Here is a 17,672-nt window from a genome sequence, read left to right as displayed (position 1 = left end):
TGACTGCTCAGCTAAGGCTGGGCTTTTTTGTGTCTGTCGTTTGGGTAAGTCGACAGAGTTTTTTGCGCTGGCTCGCTATGGCGGATCGGTATTGGAGGGCTTGAGCGCCATGTCACGCTTCCTTGAAAGCGCAATCGGCGCTTTTCCTGCTTGTGGGAAGAATTAACTTAACGAGCGAGTCCAGGCTTTCAAGGGCAAATCGACATTTTTTCGACAGGCTTTGGAACGACATGCCCTGGCGCCACGGGTGCACAAAAAGAATATGCTCTGAGGTCTGGGCACACGCATCCCAACTCACCGCTTTCACTCTCAGCCGCATTTGCGGAGTCTTGATTATTCGCTGACGGCAATGCTCGATAGTCTGCGCACAGAACGCAGACCGACCAGCGAATGATCCGCGCCTACCACCCACTGTGTAAGTCCATAAAATTGGCTGGTAATCCATACAGTTCCCCTAAGGCAAACCACTGGATGGATGAACAGAGCCATCAGGCCCAGATGCACAAGGTTTGTTTTTGACGGAAGATTTGTTCAAGGTTTGCAGAGCTTCGGCCCTGGCAAACAGCGGGCAGAGATCTGAGGCCGACACCGCCCCGTTGGATTCGATTTGAGCGCGCAATGCCTTCTCGGGGCTGATTTTTTGATGGCCAGAAACCCAATAAGAAACTGTCGGCTGCGACACGCCCAGCGCTTTCGCTGTCGCGGTCTGGCTTCCGAAGTGGGCAACAAGCTCACTGATAGGATCGCTCACAAATTCAACTCCAAATAAGTCCTTTTATAGACTGCACAGAAGAAGACTTCTTTGCAACCCCATAAGCAATTTTATAGGATCAGTGAATGAACTTATCCGAACGAATAAAATTGGCCCGCAAGAACGCTGGCCTTACCCAGTCTGGACTTGCCGAAACTGTAGGCATTGCGCAGACAGCCATCAGTCAGCTTGAATCTGGGAAAACGCTGCGGTCGTCGTACCTGATTCAAATTGCAAGGGCCTGTCGGGTGAACAGCATCTGGCTGGCGTCAGGCGAAGGCGAAATGCTCTCCCCTGAAGATATCTCTACATATCTGAGCAGCGAGCTTGATGAGATATTACGTGGAGAGCATGAGGATGATGCCGCCCTGAACAATGCGTTGCGTGAACGACTTGAAGAAGTGAGAAATGCGAGCCGATTCGTATCGGCCAATACGCTTCTCACGAAGGAGATACCCTATCTCGTTGAGCTTGACGACCCGACGGACCCCTCCAGGACGGTAGTAGAGATAAGCGTGAATCTCCATCTCGACCTGAACGATGAGGTTCTTCTGAAGCAAGATGTGCAGCCGGAGCACGTTGTTGCGGTAGCGATATCCGGTAACTCAATGGCTCCGGTTTTGCAGGATGGGAGCACAGTCGTCGCGCACATGCTCGAGACCCAGGTTGTCGACGGGCGTATGTATGTGCTTAACCACGGCGGACAGATCAGGGTGAAGTCGCTGTACCGGCTACCTGGCGGAGGAATTAGGGTGCGCAGCTACAACACGGCCGAGCATCCTGACGAGTCATATTCGTCACGAGAAATGGACGAGGCACAGATCCGAATCATGGGCCGCGTCTTCTGGGGAGCCTCATTTTACTAGCTTCCTCATAACCACGAAGCCCGGTTCGCCGGGTTTTTTTGTGTCGGAAGTTTGGAAAAAAAGCTTCCTAGTAGAAATATCTAAAAAGTTAGTTGCTCACTTCTATAAATGTGCTTATATTCCTTTCATCAGCAACGCACATGGACCGAAAGCGGGTGAGTGAAATGATCAAATTTAAAGACCTACAAGGCACCAAGGGCGTCTTGGCCGAGCAAGAGTTACGAGCTGCGTTGGCAATATGTACAGGGCTCGCGACCAAGGAAATCGCTCGAGTACTTGAGTGCGCCCCCGGCACAGCCAAGAAGACTATCGAGCGCATATTCTTCAAGCTTGGCGTATCCAGCCGCGCAGCTCTAGTCGCCGAAGCGTTCAAGCGCGGGCTGATTAGCTTTGCCTGTACGGCCAATCCTAACCCTGAGGGGCAAGAAAACACTGATCAGCACGCTGGCGTTCTCATCGCATGATCTGAGCAGCGGCGTGCGCTCTCAGCGGTAGCGCAGTCCAGTGCTCAGACTCGATCTGACGCAATAACCAAAGTCCATTTTGCGAATGCCAAAAACGCGGCCGGGTATCGGCTTGCCTGAAATAAGGAGCAACCCATGCAGACATCCCAACGAATCACAGTCGTGCTGAAGCCTCGCGAAGGCGAAGAGATCGGCAACGTCGCCCCATTCCTCAGCCTTGGCTCGACGGTATTGATTGGTCGCACCGGTGCCGTTGTTGCTTCGCTCAGCGCCGGCGACAAACTCGAGCACGCCGAGCGCCTGGAAAATCAGATCGTGCTGGCTGAATCAGCAATGCGGCGCGGGGTTGTTATGCACGACCAGGATCATCTGCCGGCCCTGCGCCGGGTGATCGATCACGTCCCAACGCTTTATCTTCAGGTCGCCGATTCGATCAAGCAACAAGCCTTGGACGACGGCGACGACGAAGCGACAGCAGACGAAGCTGCTGGCCAGGCCATCCGAGTGCTGGTTACGTTCAAGCAGCGGCTGGAAAAGCTGCTGGAGCCAGATCTGCTGGCTACCCAAATCCCGGGTAGTACAACTACCGCAGAATCCTCGGTAGTTGCCCCATCTGTTCACATCGACGACCGAGTCAAAGCGGCAGTAGCTGAGCCATCGTTTCTGACGATCATTTTCAAGCTCCCAACGCTCAATGCTGCAGCACCATTGATAGCTCAACTCCCCTACGGCCGGAAAGCGCTTGGTACGGATGCGGAAGTCTTCGGGCTGACTACTGGAAATCTGATGGAGCCGCAGCCGTGTCCGTAAATAAATCTGCCGGCCCCCGGATCACTTTGCGCAACGATCTGGAAAAGCTGGGCGACCGGCTGATTCAGTTTGGCCAGGCACTTCAAAGCGCGGAGACAACGGTGGGCCAACTGACTGCCTTGGCCAGCCGTTGCGGTATCCAGCTGAAGCTGCGCGCAGTGGCCGAATCAGGGGATGCAGATGCCGTTACTTGACCGTGCGCGCCACGAAACCCGCATAACGAAATCGTGGCGCGTACTGACGCGTCAAATTTGAAGATCATTAAAACCTGACGAGTCAGGATTAAATCCGAGGGCTATCCATGAGCGCGGCCAGAGTGCTGGAGTTCGAAGACCTGCAGCGTGTTACCGGCTACAGCCGGCGCTCCGATGTTGAGCGGGCATTGCGCTCCCAGGGCATCAGAATGTTCATTGGTCGCAAAGGTCCGTGGACTACGCTTGATCTGATCAACCAGGCGGGCGGCCTCAAGCCTGTCGAATCTGACAACTACGACGCAGACATCATATGAAACCCGGCCCTAAGCGTCAGTACAGCCCGAAGATCCCTGGCCATATTGATCAGACAGCTCTACCTCGCGGCGTGTACTTCGACCACCGCGGCGCGGGTTGCTGGTATCTGCTGTCGACCAATGAGGCTGGCAGGCGGCAGCGGAAGAATCTCTGCGGGGCGAACGTCACGCTGTCCCAGCTGCACAGGATCATCGAGGAGATGAACGGGATTGACCGTGACAGCCTCAAGTATCTCTGCGAGCAGTTCCACGAGAGCACCCAATACAAGGCGCTCAGCCCTAACACGCATGCCGATTACAGTTATTCGCGGGACGTACTTCTCACCTTCCCTACTAAGCTGCAGAAACCGCTGGGGGATTTGGCTGTGAAGAAGTTCACGCCGGCGCTGGTGCAAAGGATCATCGATAAGATCGCCCAGGAGGGCGCGCCATCAAAGGCGGCACACGCCCTGCGCTATTTGCGCCGAGTGATGCAGTGGGGACGTAACCGTGGATTTGTTGAGGTGAACCCGGCGAAAGGGATCGAGGCACCGAAAGAGCGGAAGCGGCGCAGGCTCCCAGATACCACAGTCATGGTCGACCTAATCAAGTATGCCCATCAGCAGGGCAAGCTGACTCGCGGCCAGGCTGGTGCCTGCTCGCCATATCTTTGGTACGTGATGGAAATCGGGTATCTGTGCCGTCTGCGCGGTATCGAAACGATTACGCTTACGGATGAGAATGAACTTGAAAAAGGCGTGCTGACCAACCGCCGCAAGGGCAGCCGTGACAACATTGTTCGATGGACACCGCGCTTACGCGCCGCGTGGAGCGCCGCGAAGGCTATTAGATCGGAGATATGGGCGAGAAAGAAAGTGCCTGTGCCAATGCGCGCCGATCAGCGGATGCTAATCGTATCGGCCACTGGTCGGCCTCTATCGAAGTCAGGGCTAGATACAGCATTTCAGCGCCTTGTCGTTCAGGCGATCAAGGCAGGTGTTATGACCGAAGAGCAGCGATTTGGCCTGCATGACTTCAAGCGCAAGGGTATTACCGACACGGTAGGCACCCGGGCCGACAAACAGGAAGCATCTGGGCACCGCGATGAATCAATGATGGATATCTATGATATGAGTGTGCCTACGGTTAACCCGTCATCTGACTGAGTACGCGGGCGGGCTGCGCCCTTCGATCTCTCCGGTCGGCGATACTATTGTTATATCTAGGGCATTGGAGATCTGACGGCTAAGCCCCTTAGAGACCTCCTTGTTAGGCTGTGCGCGTACCGCTTGGGAAAAGGGATAAATTTCTGCATGAGCTGGGTTGCTATCTGTTGCCTGCTCAAACACCTCAAAGTACACGGGATCTGGATTACCCAATCCGATAGCTTTGATTTCCCCCACAGATATTATGCCCACCGCCCGAACCACAACGGGAGTTCCTGGCTTCTCCACATCGGATTTTAGGTATGAGAGAACCTCGGAGAAGGTCAACCCGTTGTGACGGGTCACAGAAGTATTGTTTCTTTTGAAGCAGCCAGGTGAACCACGCTGCACTCTCTCATCCCATTGCGGGGTAAAGAGCGCGCGGGCTACAACCTCTGAGCTGTCGAGCGCAACTAATTCCTTAGAGCTCGAAAAAATCCCTTCAGTCAAACAACCACCTACGCCTGTATTAAGTTTTTATTGGCAAATCGGTGGTAAAGATCTGGGTCATGAATCGCAAACCGACGATCTTCCAAGTCCGAAGAAATTTCGGCATAGCCATCGAAAAACGACATATCAATAAGGGACCCAGTGCGGTCCTCCCAGTTGATCAATATTTCGCCCTCGTAGCCAAGGAAAAAACCGATATCGTCGGAGAAGCGACCCGCTGTCCTGAAGAACGTCTCCAAGGATGACAACGAGTCAAGAGACATCGCCTCGGCGTCGCTACCATCCCAACCAGCGTCGGTATCAGCCAAAGCTCGAAGTCGAGCAGCCACTTCTGCGCCCAAAGAAGAACCGATGCTTTCGATGTAGCTTTTCTTGGCGATATCCTCGTGCATCTCTGTGAGGCTTAGCGTCATGTATGGAGATGGCAATCTATAAGACGGCCGAAAGGATGCTTCTACGCATGCAGCCTCAAGCCGTTCTATGACATCTTGAAGTATGCGAAAAACATCGGTCCCGCACGTCATCGCCCACTCTATGAACACCTGAATGTCGAATTTTGGAGTAGCTGTCTCGGAGAAGCGAGAGCTGCTCGAACTGAACGTCGCGTACCGAGGGCTAAACCCCGATGCAAGAGTCGCCATTTATTGACCCTCCGACAATTTCATTTTTTTATGAATTGGACGTGTCATTCCTACAAAGCTCTTGTGAACGACCGCCCGGGCCTCATCCAATGCTAGCATCATGCGCTCTACATTTCCGTCGTAGGGCTCAGTAACCGTCACAACGTTCTCCATCAAATAAACTCGTTCGCCTGACAACTCGCCTTCAGCGAACTGAATTTGCAAAAAGCCAAACGCAAGCGGAGTTACTAGGTGGAGCATAGGGACCACGGTAGAACCATCTACGGATATAGACCTCAAGGCTTCAGGAACAATGATCTGGATCCCCAAAACCTCTTCCAAAAACTCCCGATGCGTACGGCCCTCGGTCAGTTCCTCTTTGAAAGCGTCCACATAGCGTAGCGAAACGGTGAAGCCGCCAGCCCTATCAGGCTTGGCAGTAACCAGCGCTTCCAAGCCCATCTGAACAACAGGTCTAAACTGATCCCAGCTGTTGTAGGGCTGTACAGCATTAACCGTAAAAATCCCAACCCCGGCCTGAAACAGCGCAGAAGCGCTCTTGTCCTGGCCAGACACTGAAGCTCCGCCTTTCTGATAGCGAATCACAGGGTGCTGATGAATTAAAGGGAAGCCGACCGGAACCATTCTCTCTGAAGCTCCATACCCTCTGTCAGCCAACAGGGGCAACAGTCGAGTGAAGAATTCTTCGTAAGGATGGGTCCCTGAATTGTGGAAAAACGGGACATGGGAGGACGCGCCGGCCTCAACCATCCACCGTATTTCCGCAATGAGCTCCACGAGTGGTGGAGATTCAAATCGCTCTTTCATCCCTGGACTCAGCTAAAAAAGGGGAGCGAATTCTCCCACATCCGTCAGACCTACGCTACATCCCTTTCGTTCTTATCCACAGCATTATCCACAGCCAATTTGAGAATACTCGACGTATGAAATCCTGCATAGGTCCACGTACATAAAAGCTTATCCTGCAACTGAAACCGGCCTTGCAGCGCACCTCACACGTACAACAAACCTGCTATGCGCCTTAAAATCAACGGCCCGAGGGGCTGACTTGTAATCAGTAGGTCCCGGGTTCGACTCCTGGTGCCGGCACCATACAAGGTTCCAGAGAAGGCTTTCAAAATCTCTGGAACCCCCGAAAAACCGGCCTTCTGGCGGGTTTTTTCGTTTTGGGGTTCTGTCGAGTTACGTCAAAATCTGGTGGATTCCAGCCGTTTTAGGGGTAATGTTAGGGGTAAGGTAATTCGATAAAGGGGGAGTACCCTTATGTCGCGCACCACTGCTCCACTCTCCGACTCGGCTTGCCGCTCAGCCAAGCCCACTGACCGCGCCTACAAGCTTTTCGACGGCGACGGCCTCTACCTTCTAGTCCAACCCAATGGCCGTAAAGGCTGGCGTCTCAGGTATGTCAAACCTGATGGACGCGAAGGACTGACCTCGTTCGGCAGCTACCCCGTGGTCGGCCTCGCCGATGCGCGCAACAAGCGCCTAGAGGTCAAGCGGATGCTGGCGAAAGGCATCGACCCCATAGAGACCAAACATCAAGCCAAGACGCAGGCCGCAATCAAAGGCCGAACCTTTGAAAGCGCTGCACTGGAATGGCACAAAGCGATGTCTGCCAAATGGGCACCGGGCCATGCTAAGACGGTCCTGAGCCGCCTCAAAACCCATGTATTCCCGCTGATCGGCGCTCGCTCTATTGTCGATCTGGACACCCATGACCTGATGCAACCTCTGGAAGCGATCCAGAAACGCGGCACGATTGACGTCGCTTTAAGGGTACAAAACTACCTGCAAAGCATCATGCGCGAGGCGAAACGTGCTCGACAGATCGCGGCAAATCCTGCCTCCGACCTTGAAGGTTTGATCAAAGCCCCGAGGGTGATTCACCGCCCTGCTTTACCCTTATCGCGTCTGCCTGAATTGCAGGAGCGCATCGACACCTACAGAGGCCGCGCACTTACCCGGCTGACGGTCATGCTCTCGCTGCATGTGTTCGTCCGCTCCAGCGAACTGCGCTTCGCCCGCTGGAGCGAGTTCGACCTCAAGCGCGGCACCTGGGAGATACCGGACACTCGACCCGCGTTGGACGGAGTACCTTTTTCAACAAGGGGTACGAAGATGGCTGGGGATATCCATTTAGTACCCTTATCGCCGCAAGCAGTGGCGCTACTCGAAAAAATCCATGCACTCACAGGCAAATTCGCATTGGTCTTCGCAGGGGATGCCAAACCCTGGAAACCCATGTCCGAAAATACCGTGAACAACGCGCTACGGACGATGGGATACGACACCAAAACCGATATCTGCGGGCATGGGTTTCGTTCAATGGCCTGCAGCGCACTGATCGAGTCCGGACTGTGGTCCGAGACCGCCATTGAAAGGCAGATGAGCCACAAGGAACGCAACAACGTCCGCGCCGCTTACATCCACAAGGCCGAGTTCATCGAGGAGCGCAGGCTGATCATGAACTGGTGGAGCCGGTACCTGGAGGCCAACCGGCAGGAGCATGTCACTCCACACGAATTCGCGAACCAGACCGGACCGAACGTCACTCGCTTAAAAGCAAAACGTGGCGCAACTGAGTAAGCGCTCGGTCTTTATATCTCAGTGATCCGCTTCTCCACGCGGGTCCATCCAAACAGGGCTGCAAAGCCGCCCTGCTTGGATGGACCTCACTTAAAAAATCTGAAGCCCACACAACTGTCTATGGAAAACCACTGATTTCCACCGGTGGATAATTTCATCCACAGCCGCAGAACTCCCGAAAATTCGAGCCTTGACCCGAATTATCCACAGGCGTAGAAAAGATCGGGCAAAGCGCTGTCGTTGACAGCAACCCAGGTAGCCAGAACCTTTAAGGCTACGCCACACCGTGGTGGCTCTCCCAAAGTGCGATTAGCGTCCGGCGGCTCGCACGGTCACAGCGATGTGATGGATGCCTACTTTTACCAGAGTGCCCACTGCGGCAACTCACACCCCTTCGTAGCTGCCCTGCAGCAACCTATCCGCTTGGCCATTTCCTTGCGCCAACCTGTGCCCGTCTCTTTCTCCCGGAAAGAGACGGGCGCTCCTACCACTGCTGCAGCCCACCTCGTACAAGGCATTGCGGCATTTCCCCTCGTGACAATCGGCGTGACAAACACCGAATGATCACCAGCAACAGCGATGCAGATGATGGTGCCGCAACCCAGGGAATGGACTGCACCTGACTGACAGTCAGGCACGCCCCGGTCATCGCATCGCTGCCTTCACCCGACTCAGGATCTCGCGGCATTGGTCTCGTCAGCCAGTGCAGCCTCCACCCGCCCACTTCTTCGGAAGTGCTCAGGAGGCCAGATCATGAGATGTCCAAGCTTCCGGTCGTAAAGAGCCGCCAGTCCCGCGTTAGTGGACAACCCTCACAGGTCGCAGGGGCCTTGATCCCTGATAACACTCAACATTCTTGGCGGGATGACGTGGGGAAAGTTTTAAAAGTTTTGGCTTCGAGAGGAGTTCGATCATGGCATTGGTGGGCAGGCGAGATGGACGCAATTTTGGCTATGGTCGGCAACTGAGCTATGCCGGGCCGCAGGCATTGCGGGACCTGTTTGGCGGCGGGCATTACGGCACGGTCAAAGCGCACAGTGATCGATGGCAGGCGTTTGTACGGTGGTGTCGGTCGGAAGATGGGCCAGGGCTTAACGATGCGCGGCAGATTGATCGACAGACGTTGCTGAACTATGCCGGACATCTGCGTCACCAGGTTGAACAAGGCGCTATTTGCATCGCCACCGCGCAAAACCGATTGTCCAGCGTGAACCGAACCATGGCGGCGCTTCGCGGTGATCAGTATGTGAAAGTGCCTAGCCCTAGCAAGGCGCTGGGAATGCGGCGCACCAGTGTTCGTCGCTCGCAGCCACAAGGCCAAGACCCCGAACACGTGAAGCGGATCGTCGACGTGCTCTGCGAACACCAAATGCCGCGCGCCGCGGCCATCGCGCAGTTGGCGCGAGCCACCGGCATGCGTATGCGCGAGGCCATTTTGGCCGACCTGCCTCGATTGCAACGTGAAACAGAGCAACTTGGCAGAGTTAACATCCAGGATGGCACCAAAGGTGGCCGCTCAGGTGCATCGGGACCTCGTTGGATTACGGTAGATGATCATGTTCGTGACGCACTGAGGTTTGCCGAACAGGCCTCGCCCGACGGTAGCCGCAACCTGCTTGCTCCGAACGAAAGCTACCTTGATTTCCAACAGGGAATCGTCCGCCCCGCACGGAGCATCCTCCATCAGCACAACCTCAAAGGCTTCCACGAATTGCGCGCGGCTTATGCATGCGAACGCTATGAGCAGATCACCCATCACCTAGCGCCCATCAACGGTGGCAGGTGCAGGCGCCTCGATCCACGCCTTGATCGAGAGGCACGCTTACAAATCAGCTATGAGCTGGGACACGGTCGAATCGACGTGGTATCGGCGTACATCGGTGGTCGGGTATGAATAAACCATTCGATATGGAGATCTTCTTGGCTGGGGCACTGACTGGAGCACATGCCACACGCGAACGTCACATCCGCCAGGCCAAGACTATTCAAGCAGCCATTTCTGAACGCTGGAACCGAGATAATCCATGGACATGGCAAAGAAAGCATCTCGTTTGGTTTTTGAACCACCACATGAACTCAAACTCGAAATCGACGCGCTACTACTACCTGCTGACCACAAGCCTGATCACTCTGCGCCTAGGAAAATCCTGGAATTTTCAACGTTAGCCAAATGCCAGCAACCGCGCGCTCTGTATCCCTAACTGGCAGATTGAGCCAGCCAACGATTTGATTGGGATTAGGGCGGGCCTCTTGAGCCCCTGAACCTAACCTCTGTTGTTTGATAACCTCTATGTTTTACTGATGGACTGAGGGTTGTAGCTCGAGGCTACAGGCTTCACCTGAGACGTAGAGGCTGAAGGCGGTGATAGACACTAGTCTGGTGGCGAAGCTAAGGGCTGAGAATGCAAGATTGGTTGCCTTGCTGGATGCTCATGGCATCGAATGGCGCCCGCCTGCTGAGCCAGTCAAGATAGCGATTGTCCAAGCAGAACAATCACAGCAACTCGATACTGATGGAAAGCTTGCCCTATTCCGAAGCTTGTTTCGTGGTAGGACGGACGTTTATCCCATCCGCTGGGAAAGCAAGGCAGGCAAATCAGGATACGCACCCGCTTGCGCAAACGAATGGAGGCCTGGCGTTTGTGAGAAGCCACGAATTAAATGTGGCGACTGCGGTAACCGCCAGCTGCTTCCGCTGACCGATGAGGTGGTCTATCGCCATCTGGCGGGCGAAGTGGTCGTTGGTATCTACCCCCTACTCTCTGATGACACTTGTTATTTTTTGGCGGTCGACTTCGATGAGGCCGAATGGCGTGATGATTCCAAGGCTTTTGTGCAGTCATGCCATGAGCTGAACGTCCCGGTGGCGCTGGAAATATCGCGCTCAGGCCAAGGGGCTCATGGCTGGATTTTCTTTGAGCGTAATGTTCCTGCCTGCGATGCGCGCCGCCTCGGTGCCGCAATCATCAGTCATGCCTGTGAGCGCACCCGGCAGTTGGCGCTCAGCTCCTATGATCGACTGTTTCCAAACCAGGACTACATGCCCAAAGGCGGCTTTGGAAATCTCATCGCGCTCCCGTTACAAAAGCGGGCCAGGGCCCAAAACAATAGCGTTTTTGTAGACGACTCGCTTGAGCCTCATCCTGATCAATGGGCCTTCCTGGCATCGATTCAGCGCATGAGTCCAGAAGATATCCAGCCCGTTATTATCCAGGCGATGGGTAATCGGGACCCTCTAGGGGTCGCCTATGTCGATGACGAAGGTGATGCAGAACCTTGGAAAGATCGTGAATCGAGATCACGTAAATTGACATGCCCGTTGCCTGCTGCTGTCAACATCACGCTGGCTAATTTAATTTACTTTGAAAAGTCGGAATTGCCACAGCCATTGGCAAACCAGCTTGTCCGGCTCGCTGCCTTTCAAAATCCTGAGTTCTACAAAGCTCAGGCCATGCGCATGTCAGTGTGGAACAAGCCAAGGATTATCGGCTGTGCCCAGAACTTCCCCAAACATATTGCGTTACCACGTGGCTGTTTGGATGCTGCGCTGGAGTTTTTAGAGGAAAACGGGGTTACCCCTATTCTTAAAGACGAACGCTTCGCGGGCGACCCCATCGACGTGACCTTTCTCGGGACCCTGCGTTCTGACCAAGAGGCTGCTGTCAGCGCAATGCTAAGTCATGACATCGGTATCCTCTGTGCACCGACAGCTTTCGGTAAAACGGTGAGTGCTGCTGCGTTGATTGCCGCACGAGGCATTAACACGTTGGTGCTTGTGCATCGGACGGAACTGTTAAGGCAGTGGCAAGAGCGCTTGCAGGCGTTCTTGGGAGTCGGGAATGGTGTTGTTGGTACTCTTGGGGGCGGAAAAGCGAAGCTTACCGGCATCATCGACATTGCCGTAATGCAGTCGTTATCGCGAAAAGGCGAGATCAGCGATCAGGTAAAAAATTACGGCCAGATCATCGTTGATGAGTGTCATCACCTATCAGCAGTGTCATTCGAGGCACTACTGAGGAGCGCGACCGCGCGGTACGTACTGGGACTCACAGCAACCCCAGTGCGCCGAGATGGGCAGCAGCTCATTATTTTCATGCAGTGCGGACCGATCCGACATTCTGCTGCTCGACCAGCGAGTGCGCCCCATGACCTATCTGTCGTGCCTCGATTGCTGCCCAAACCAATAGTGGTCCCCGACGGCTTTGGGATTCAGGACGTTTTTCGGCGTCTAGCCGACGACTCTGAGCGGACAGCCAGAATCGTCTCGGAGATTGAGCTGGCGTACAACGAGGGTAGAAAAATTCTAGTGTTAACGGAGCGGACGGAACATGTGGATGCCCTTGAATTAGAATTGAAGCAGCGCGTGCATAACCTTTTCACGCTTCATGGGCGAGTGCCTAAGAAACAGCGAATTTCCCGTATGCATGAGCTTGAGTCCCTTCCCCCTGATGCTCCACGAGTGCTGTTGGCAACAGGAAAACTAGTAGGTGAAGGCTTCGATCATCCGCCGTTGGACACGCTGGTGCTGGCAATGCCCATCTCATGGAAGGGAATCCTTCAGCAATATGCGGGGCGGTTGCATCGATCACATGCCGATAAGGCCGACGTGCGAGTGATCGACTTCGTTGACGAGGGTAATGTCGCGCTGATGAGGATGTGGCATAAGCGCCAGGCGGGTTACAAAGCGATGGGCTACCGCATGGCTGATTCCATGGCCACCATGGACCTACTCTAACTCTAACGTGGTTGACAGTTGACACATCAACGGCCCAACTCTCATAGACGAATGGCCGGCCGCTGTGGGGGCAACTCCGGCCCTTCGCCGTTAGTCACGTCAAGCAAGATCCTCAGGCGTACGAGGACCTTGAGGTAGTTTTAGAGGTAGACTTGCACAGGTCTTTAAGTATTAATCAGCTAATTCAATAACTTATTAGATCGTTCGACTCCTGGTGCCGCACCATACGCAGTAACGAGAAAGGCTCACCGAAAGGTGGGCCTTTTTTGTTTTCCAGATGTTTCGCGCTTTAGGCCAACGCTTCTAACCACCTGGAATTGTCGGTAAAAGGTAACCCGCGCCCTGATTCTGAGCTTCAGAACAGGGAAATGACTACTTTCTACCCACTGGACCGTTACCGCTGGAGAACCAATGAGCTTCTACATGATTACCTACGGGATGACTCAAATCGAAGAGCTCTTCGTTGGCGAGACTGAGGAAAATACCGTAGCAAATGCGCGGGAACTCATCGACCAATGGCCCGAATACGCAGAGCTTTCAGACGAAGAAATCGTTGAGCTAGCCAAATCTGGACAAATGGAATTTGACCTGGTCGAGATTCATGCCCCTTGGCCAATCGACGACACCAATCGCAGCCATCTCATTGCTCTTTATGAACAACAATACAGCTGAGATGCCCATGCCCTACATCAGAAAACCACCCCCAAATCCCCGCAATCAAGAAACATCCTTCGGCAATAAATCCGGCCTTCTGTAAGACGATTCTGAATTTTGCGGATATCCTCTGCGACGCTTGTGGATGCCTGACGCTGCGGCTAATTTCCTGCCTGTCGTTGAAATCAACGGCCGGGTTTAGTCGCCTGATCTACCAGCAAGCTTGTCCGCCTTCATGACCGTATCCACAAGATCGGCAGGCGATTTATGGCGGCTGTGCACGGGGCACCTTCGGGTGCGCTGGGTTTGCTTGGTCCCCGGTCGACTAACCCGCGCTCAGCCGCCACCCATTGTTTAGTCGCAATGAGTGATGGCTCAACTAATCCAAGGAGTCACCATGCTCAGATCCACATCGCATCCACCCGAACACACAGCTCCACAAACCAAACCATTCGAAATCGGCATGAGCCTGCTCACCACAAAGCCAGGCGTAAAAGTCGAAGACGCCCTCATAACCGCCTCGGAATACCTCACCTGCGCGGCCGCCACCGCTTATGAATCTGCGGACAACAGCACCAAGGAATTCCGGGCACTCGCGCGAGCTGTGATGCATCAGATTGAGGCGGCGCGGGTTTTGGTGGAAGCGGCGGTTGCCGGATTGGAAGCGGAGAGTAAAACGTCGTAAATTCAGGTTTCTTGCGGCGGCTTGAAGTGCTGGCCTCGTGAAGCGAGGCTCGCCCGAGATTGGTCTTTCTGCCGCGAATGCGTTGTTTGATCTTACGCTTTCGCGGGCAAGCCTCGCGCCAACGAGTTACGCGCAAATTCGAGGCAGCCTATGACCACCTCAACGCTCACCGACATCTATAAAGCCTACATCGCCTGCCTGAACACCCAAAACTGGCCCGCTCTCGGTAACTTCGTTCACGAAGACGCGTTTCACAACGACCGGCCGTTCGGGCTTTCGGGTTATCGGGAGATGCTGGAAAACGACTTTCGGCAGATCCCGGATTTGCAGTTCAACATTCTGTTGCTCGTGGCTGACGCCAACCATATTGCTGCCCGCCTCGGTTTCGATTGCAGCCCGAAGGGTGAGTTTCTTGGGCTGGCGGTGAACGGGAAGCGGGTGCGCTTTACCGAGAATGTTTTCTATCAATTCCGCGACGGGAAGATTGAGCGGGTCTGGTCGGTGGTCGATATAGCGGCTATCGAGGCTCAGCTGTAGAGCTTCGACAGCGGGCGGTCAGTCCAGCAGGTAGCGGGAGATGTGTTTGGAGATTTCGACAATCGAGGTTCTGCCGGTGAATTCGAATTTCACTTTGCCCAGGGACGAGAAGTAGATTTCCAGTTCGGAGTCGAGGTCGAAGGTTCCGGAGGTTTCTATGGAGTAGGCGACGATGTTTTTGTACGGCAACGAGGTGAAGTCTTTTTTGCTGCCGGTGATGCCCTGCACGTTGACCGAGATGATGCGTTTGTTGGTGAACACCACGCCGTCGCGCATGGATTTGTAGGCGTCGATGACTTCTTCGTCTTCCAGCAGCAGCGACTGGACGCGCTCGGCGTATTCGCTGTTTTGTTTGAGTTTGAAAAAGCCCTTGTTGTTGAAATCCAGCATTGGTCCGTCCTCGCTTATGAAAATCCTGCGCCGAGCATACCCATCAAGGCGCGCCGAATACCATCGTCCAGTAAACCCCGGCATGGCTGCGGGCGTTGGTGCCGTAAGCCGCGCCGACCTGGGTGAACATCGGGTTCATGAGGTTGGCGCAGTGGCCGGGGCTGGCGAGCCAGCCTTGCATCGCGGTGGTTGCCGAACCTTGGCCGCTGGCGATGTTTTCGCCAACTTGACGACCGCCGTAGCCAGCGGCTCGGGCGCGGTCTTCGGGCAGGTCGCCGTTGGGATCGATGTGAGCGAAGTAGCTTTCATTGGCCATGGCCAGGCTGTGTTGTTGCGCGGCGGTTTCCAGTGCAGCGTTCCACGCCAGCGGGCGGGCGGCGGCGTAGGGTTTGCGGCCACACATGCGCGGTTGAGCGCGGGCGGCGTTGACCTGGGCGAGCAAGGTTTTGCCGGCGGTTTGTTTGTCTTCCAGGCGACCATCGAGCAGAGGTTTGGCCAGCACCACGCGCCATTCGTTCGCGGCGCGGGTGATGCCGATGTCGGCGAAATCGGTGTCGAGCAGCGCCGCGCAATAGCGGCGCTGGAGCATGTCGAAGGCGGCGTCTGCATCAGGCGCGCCGACCAAACGGATGGTTCGCACCGACACCGCTCGATAGCCGGACGCTTTGAGTGTCTCGCGCAGATCGCCGCCGAAGCCGATGGGCAGTGCGAGTTTCGACTTCAGCGCCAACGGCGACAGGGCGCGGGATGTGTTGCTGGCGCAGCGCGAGGGTTGGGCGCGGTAGTCGTTGATGGCTTGGGCGAGCTGCCCTTCTCCACCGGCCTGGGCTGAGCCAGTGAAAAGCGCGAACAGGGGAATCAGGCAGAGCAGGAGATAAGAACGAGCGGTTGGGCGCATGGGGCGGCAGCTCTGATGGGACGGCGAGGAAGATGATTCGTGAGCGGGTGAATTATGGCGGGCGTATGACTGTGGTTTTTGGCACAAGTTGCACGACGGGCGGGGGATTATTGAGGGGGTTGTTGAAGCGGTGCGGATGGTTTGGAAACTACTGCGCCTCGGGAATTTCTCGCGAATGAATTCGCTCCTACAGATTTAGCGTGCACTGCGAGGGACGCGAGCTTGCTCGCGAAAGGGCAGTTACAGCCGGTAATTATCCAGTGTCTGAGCCAATGTCTTCGCGAGCAAGCTCGGCTCCCACCGAACGCAAAACGCCCCCAGTTCGGGGGCGATTCGGTCAGGCGTTTAGTGGATCAGACGACCTTACGCTGCGGCGCGCCGTGGACCATGGTGTAGGCGTAGTCGACGCCCATGCCGTATGCGCCGCTGTGTTCCAGGACCAACTCCATGACCGCTTCGTATGTTTCTTTGTGCGCCCAGTCACGTTGGTATTCGAGCAGCACTTGTTGCCAGGTAACCGGTACTGCGCCAGCCTGGATCATGCGCTGCACGGACATGTCGTGGGCTTCTTTGGTGGTGCCGCCGGAGGCGTCGGTGACGATGTACACCTCGTAGCCTTCTTCCATGGCTTCCAGGGCCGGGAAGGTCAGGCAGACTTCCGTCCACAGCGCGGCGATGATCAGTTTTTTGCGGCCGGTGGCTTTGACCGCTTCGACCAGTTTCTTGTCTTCCCAGGAGTTCATGGAAGTACGTTCGATGGGCTGTTGATCCGGGAACACGCCGAGCAGTTCTGGCCAGATGTAGCCGCTGAAGCTTTTGGTTTCAACCGAGGTGAGGATGGTCGGCACGTTGAACAGTTTGGCGGCCTTGGCCAGGCCAACGGTGTTGTTTTTCAGGGTCTGGCGGTCAATCGACTGGACGCCGAAAGCCATTTGCGGCTGGTGGTCGATGAGGATCAGGGCGGAGTTGGTTGGGTTGAGCAGTTCGCGGATCGACATGGTTTTATTCCCTTTAAACGTTAGATTGAGTAGCTGAGTTCGGTTGCCGCGCTTCAGCGTTTGGCTGTGTTCTGCGGCGTTGGAACAAAGATACCGCCAGCACCTAATCGAGACAATTACCCAAAACCCGGATTCATTGTTTCTATTTTAGGGACAATATTTAAAACCTGTTAAATGCAACGTGGGACGCGTGAAGTGGCTTCTTAGTGGGTGCGTGGCTTCACCGTTCATCATCCCGGCTGAAGAACTTTACAGTCGGGCCGATAGGACAGTTTCAGGCGCTAAATGAATTCGGCACAGGTCTGGTGAAGATTGGATAACGGCCAAGTGCTACTTATACTTCACCTCGCTGTGACGTGTGACCCTCACTTCAAGCGTCTAAAGAATCAGCAAAAATGCCCTGTTTGAAGTCCACATGGGGCATCCTCCAGAACAATCTGCAAATATATGTTTTTAAAGGGCTTTTCCTTTAAGACTGAAATTCCTGCGACGCAGAAGCCATTGCTATCGAATGG

General features: G+C 54.9%; 19 protein-coding genes. 13 read left to right on the top strand and 6 right to left on the bottom strand.

Translation table 11 applies throughout. The features are described 5' to 3' along the window. Window positions 1-454 precede the first annotated feature (454 nt). Window positions 455-751 (bottom strand): Cro/CI family transcriptional regulator, encoded by a 297-nt coding sequence (locus AABC73_RS01685; protein ID WP_341522184.1) that lies wholly within the window; start codon window positions 749-751, stop codon window positions 455-457. Window positions 752-837: 86 nt separating this feature from the next. Between AABC73_RS01685 and AABC73_RS01680 the strand changes: the two genes are divergently transcribed. The 6 genes from AABC73_RS01680 (at window position 838) to AABC73_RS01655 (ending at window position 4,544) form a co-directional block, all read left to right on the top strand. Next, entirely contained in the window at window positions 838-1,617 is a 780-nt protein-coding gene (locus AABC73_RS01680; protein WP_341522183.1) for a helix-turn-helix transcriptional regulator, read from the top strand. A 164-nt stretch (window positions 1,618-1,781) separates the two neighbouring features. Further along, a complete protein-coding gene (locus AABC73_RS01675; RefSeq protein ID WP_341522182.1) occupies window positions 1,782-2,081 on the top strand; it encodes a LuxR C-terminal-related transcriptional regulator in 300 nt (99 codons plus the stop codon). A 135-nt stretch (window positions 2,082-2,216) separates the two neighbouring features. Next, window positions 2,217-2,891, top strand: a complete 675-nt coding sequence (locus AABC73_RS01670) for a hypothetical protein (RefSeq protein WP_341522181.1) — start codon at window positions 2,217-2,219, stop codon at window positions 2,889-2,891. Continuing rightward, on the top strand, window positions 2,882-3,085 hold the full coding sequence (locus tag AABC73_RS01665; protein ID WP_341522180.1) for a hypothetical protein: 204 nt from the start codon (window positions 2,882-2,884) through the stop codon (window positions 3,083-3,085). Before AABC73_RS01670 ends, AABC73_RS01665 begins: the two co-directional genes overlap by 10 nt. A gap of 107 nt (window positions 3,086-3,192) precedes the next feature. Beyond that, window positions 3,193-3,399 carry a DUF4224 domain-containing protein gene (locus tag AABC73_RS01660; protein WP_341522179.1) on the top strand — a complete coding sequence of 69 codons (207 nt, stop codon included), beginning with the start codon at window positions 3,193-3,195 and terminating at the stop codon, window positions 3,397-3,399. Further along, entirely contained in the window at window positions 3,396-4,544 is a 1,149-nt protein-coding gene (locus tag AABC73_RS01655) for an integrase (RefSeq protein WP_341522178.1), read from the top strand. Before AABC73_RS01660 ends, AABC73_RS01655 begins: the two co-directional genes overlap by 4 nt. A 497-nt stretch (window positions 4,545-5,041) precedes the next feature. Here AABC73_RS01655 and AABC73_RS01650 read toward each other — a convergent pair whose 3' ends face one another. Then, window positions 5,042-5,425, bottom strand: coding sequence for a hypothetical protein (locus tag AABC73_RS01650; protein ID WP_341522177.1), 384 nt, complete (start codon window positions 5,423-5,425; stop codon window positions 5,042-5,044). 249 nt (window positions 5,426-5,674) lie between these two features. Then, window positions 5,675-6,481: a TIGR04255 family protein gene (locus tag AABC73_RS01645; protein ID WP_341522176.1), complete on the bottom strand. Its 807-nt coding sequence runs from the start codon at window positions 6,479-6,481 to the stop codon at window positions 5,675-5,677. Between the two features lie 456 nt (window positions 6,482-6,937). Here AABC73_RS01645 and AABC73_RS01640 point away from each other — a divergent pair, with 456 nt between their 5' ends. The 7 genes from AABC73_RS01640 to AABC73_RS01610 all read left to right on the top strand — a co-directional run bounded on the left by AABC73_RS01640 (window position 6,938) and on the right by AABC73_RS01610 (window position 14,871). Beyond that, window positions 6,938-8,260, top strand: coding sequence for an integrase arm-type DNA-binding domain-containing protein (locus tag AABC73_RS01640; protein WP_341522175.1), 1,323 nt, complete (start codon window positions 6,938-6,940; stop codon window positions 8,258-8,260). A gap of 913 nt (window positions 8,261-9,173) precedes the next feature. After that, a complete protein-coding gene (locus AABC73_RS01635; protein WP_320401901.1) occupies window positions 9,174-10,154 on the top strand; it encodes an integrase domain-containing protein in 981 nt (326 codons plus the stop codon). Further along, complete coding sequence (locus tag AABC73_RS01630) at window positions 10,151-10,426, top strand: hypothetical protein (RefSeq protein ID WP_080932528.1); 276 nt, start codon at window positions 10,151-10,153, stop codon at window positions 10,424-10,426. Before AABC73_RS01635 ends, AABC73_RS01630 begins: the two co-directional genes overlap by 4 nt. Before the next feature lie 196 nt (window positions 10,427-10,622). Beyond that, window positions 10,623-12,995: a DEAD/DEAH box helicase family protein gene (locus AABC73_RS01625; protein WP_341522174.1), complete on the top strand. Its 2,373-nt coding sequence runs from the start codon at window positions 10,623-10,625 to the stop codon at window positions 12,993-12,995. Window positions 12,996-13,406: 411 nt separating this feature from the next. Next, window positions 13,407-13,667, top strand: a complete 261-nt coding sequence (locus tag AABC73_RS01620) for a hypothetical protein (RefSeq protein WP_341522173.1) — start codon at window positions 13,407-13,409, stop codon at window positions 13,665-13,667. 379 nt (window positions 13,668-14,046) lie between these two features. Continuing rightward, window positions 14,047-14,334 (top strand): hypothetical protein, encoded by a 288-nt coding sequence (locus AABC73_RS01615; RefSeq protein WP_341522172.1) that lies wholly within the window; start codon window positions 14,047-14,049, stop codon window positions 14,332-14,334. Between the two features lie 150 nt (window positions 14,335-14,484). Beyond that, window positions 14,485-14,871, top strand: a complete 387-nt coding sequence (locus tag AABC73_RS01610) for an ester cyclase (RefSeq protein WP_341522171.1) — start codon at window positions 14,485-14,487, stop codon at window positions 14,869-14,871. A gap of 18 nt (window positions 14,872-14,889) precedes the next feature. On the opposite strand, the gene AABC73_RS01605 is transcribed toward AABC73_RS01610, so the two are convergent. From AABC73_RS01605 to AABC73_RS01595, 3 genes are all read right to left on the bottom strand, one after another. Further along, on the bottom strand, window positions 14,890-15,261 hold the full coding sequence (locus tag AABC73_RS01605; protein WP_331149016.1) for a PH domain-containing protein: 372 nt from the start codon (window positions 15,259-15,261) through the stop codon (window positions 14,890-14,892). 43 nt (window positions 15,262-15,304) lie between these two features. Next, entirely contained in the window at window positions 15,305-16,159 is an 855-nt protein-coding gene (locus tag AABC73_RS01600) for a CAP domain-containing protein (protein WP_341522170.1), read from the bottom strand. 353 nt (window positions 16,160-16,512) lie between these two features. Further along, a complete protein-coding gene (locus AABC73_RS01595) occupies window positions 16,513-17,157 on the bottom strand; it encodes a hydrolase (protein WP_065835267.1) in 645 nt (214 codons plus the stop codon). Window positions 17,158-17,672 lie beyond the last annotated feature (515 nt).

This window comes from Pseudomonas sp. G.S.17, from assembly GCF_038096165.1.
GTDB lineage: Bacteria > Pseudomonadota > Gammaproteobacteria > Pseudomonadales > Pseudomonadaceae > Aquipseudomonas.
This window is presented reverse-complemented; position numbering and strand designations above follow the sequence as displayed.

What these genes read in the sequence shown, in the direction of transcription:
- AABC73_RS01650 (WP_341522177.1), bottom strand. Translation starts at nt 5,425, where the DNA reads ATGCACGAGGATATCGCCAAGAAAAGCTACATCGAAAGCATCGGTTCT.
- AABC73_RS01615 (WP_341522172.1), top strand. Translation starts at nt 14,047, where the DNA reads ATGCTCAGATCCACATCGCATCCACCCGAACACACAGCTCCACAAACC.
- AABC73_RS01680 (WP_341522183.1), top strand. Translation starts at nt 838, where the DNA reads ATGAACTTATCCGAACGAATAAAATTGGCCCGCAAGAACGCTGGCCTT.
- AABC73_RS01670 (WP_341522181.1), top strand. Translation starts at nt 2,217, where the DNA reads ATGCAGACATCCCAACGAATCACAGTCGTGCTGAAGCCTCGCGAAGGC.
- AABC73_RS01635 (WP_320401901.1), top strand. Translation starts at nt 9,174, where the DNA reads ATGGCATTGGTGGGCAGGCGAGATGGACGCAATTTTGGCTATGGTCGG.
- AABC73_RS01640 (WP_341522175.1), top strand. Translation starts at nt 6,938, where the DNA reads ATGTCGCGCACCACTGCTCCACTCTCCGACTCGGCTTGCCGCTCAGCC.
- AABC73_RS01620 (WP_341522173.1), top strand. Translation starts at nt 13,407, where the DNA reads ATGAGCTTCTACATGATTACCTACGGGATGACTCAAATCGAAGAGCTC.
- AABC73_RS01645 (WP_341522176.1), bottom strand. Translation starts at nt 6,481, where the DNA reads ATGAAAGAGCGATTTGAATCTCCACCACTCGTGGAGCTCATTGCGGAA.
- AABC73_RS01600 (WP_341522170.1), bottom strand. Translation starts at nt 16,159, where the DNA reads ATGCGCCCAACCGCTCGTTCTTATCTCCTGCTCTGCCTGATTCCCCTG.
- AABC73_RS01595 (WP_065835267.1), bottom strand. Translation starts at nt 17,157, where the DNA reads ATGTCGATCCGCGAACTGCTCAACCCAACCAACTCCGCCCTGATCCTC.
- AABC73_RS01655 (WP_341522178.1), top strand. Translation starts at nt 3,396, where the DNA reads ATGAAACCCGGCCCTAAGCGTCAGTACAGCCCGAAGATCCCTGGCCAT.
- AABC73_RS01660 (WP_341522179.1), top strand. Translation starts at nt 3,193, where the DNA reads ATGAGCGCGGCCAGAGTGCTGGAGTTCGAAGACCTGCAGCGTGTTACC.
- AABC73_RS01605 (WP_331149016.1), bottom strand. Translation starts at nt 15,261, where the DNA reads ATGCTGGATTTCAACAACAAGGGCTTTTTCAAACTCAAACAAAACAGC.
- AABC73_RS01675 (WP_341522182.1), top strand. Translation starts at nt 1,782, where the DNA reads ATGATCAAATTTAAAGACCTACAAGGCACCAAGGGCGTCTTGGCCGAG.
- AABC73_RS01610 (WP_341522171.1), top strand. Translation starts at nt 14,485, where the DNA reads ATGACCACCTCAACGCTCACCGACATCTATAAAGCCTACATCGCCTGC.
- AABC73_RS01630 (WP_080932528.1), top strand. Translation starts at nt 10,151, where the DNA reads ATGAATAAACCATTCGATATGGAGATCTTCTTGGCTGGGGCACTGACT.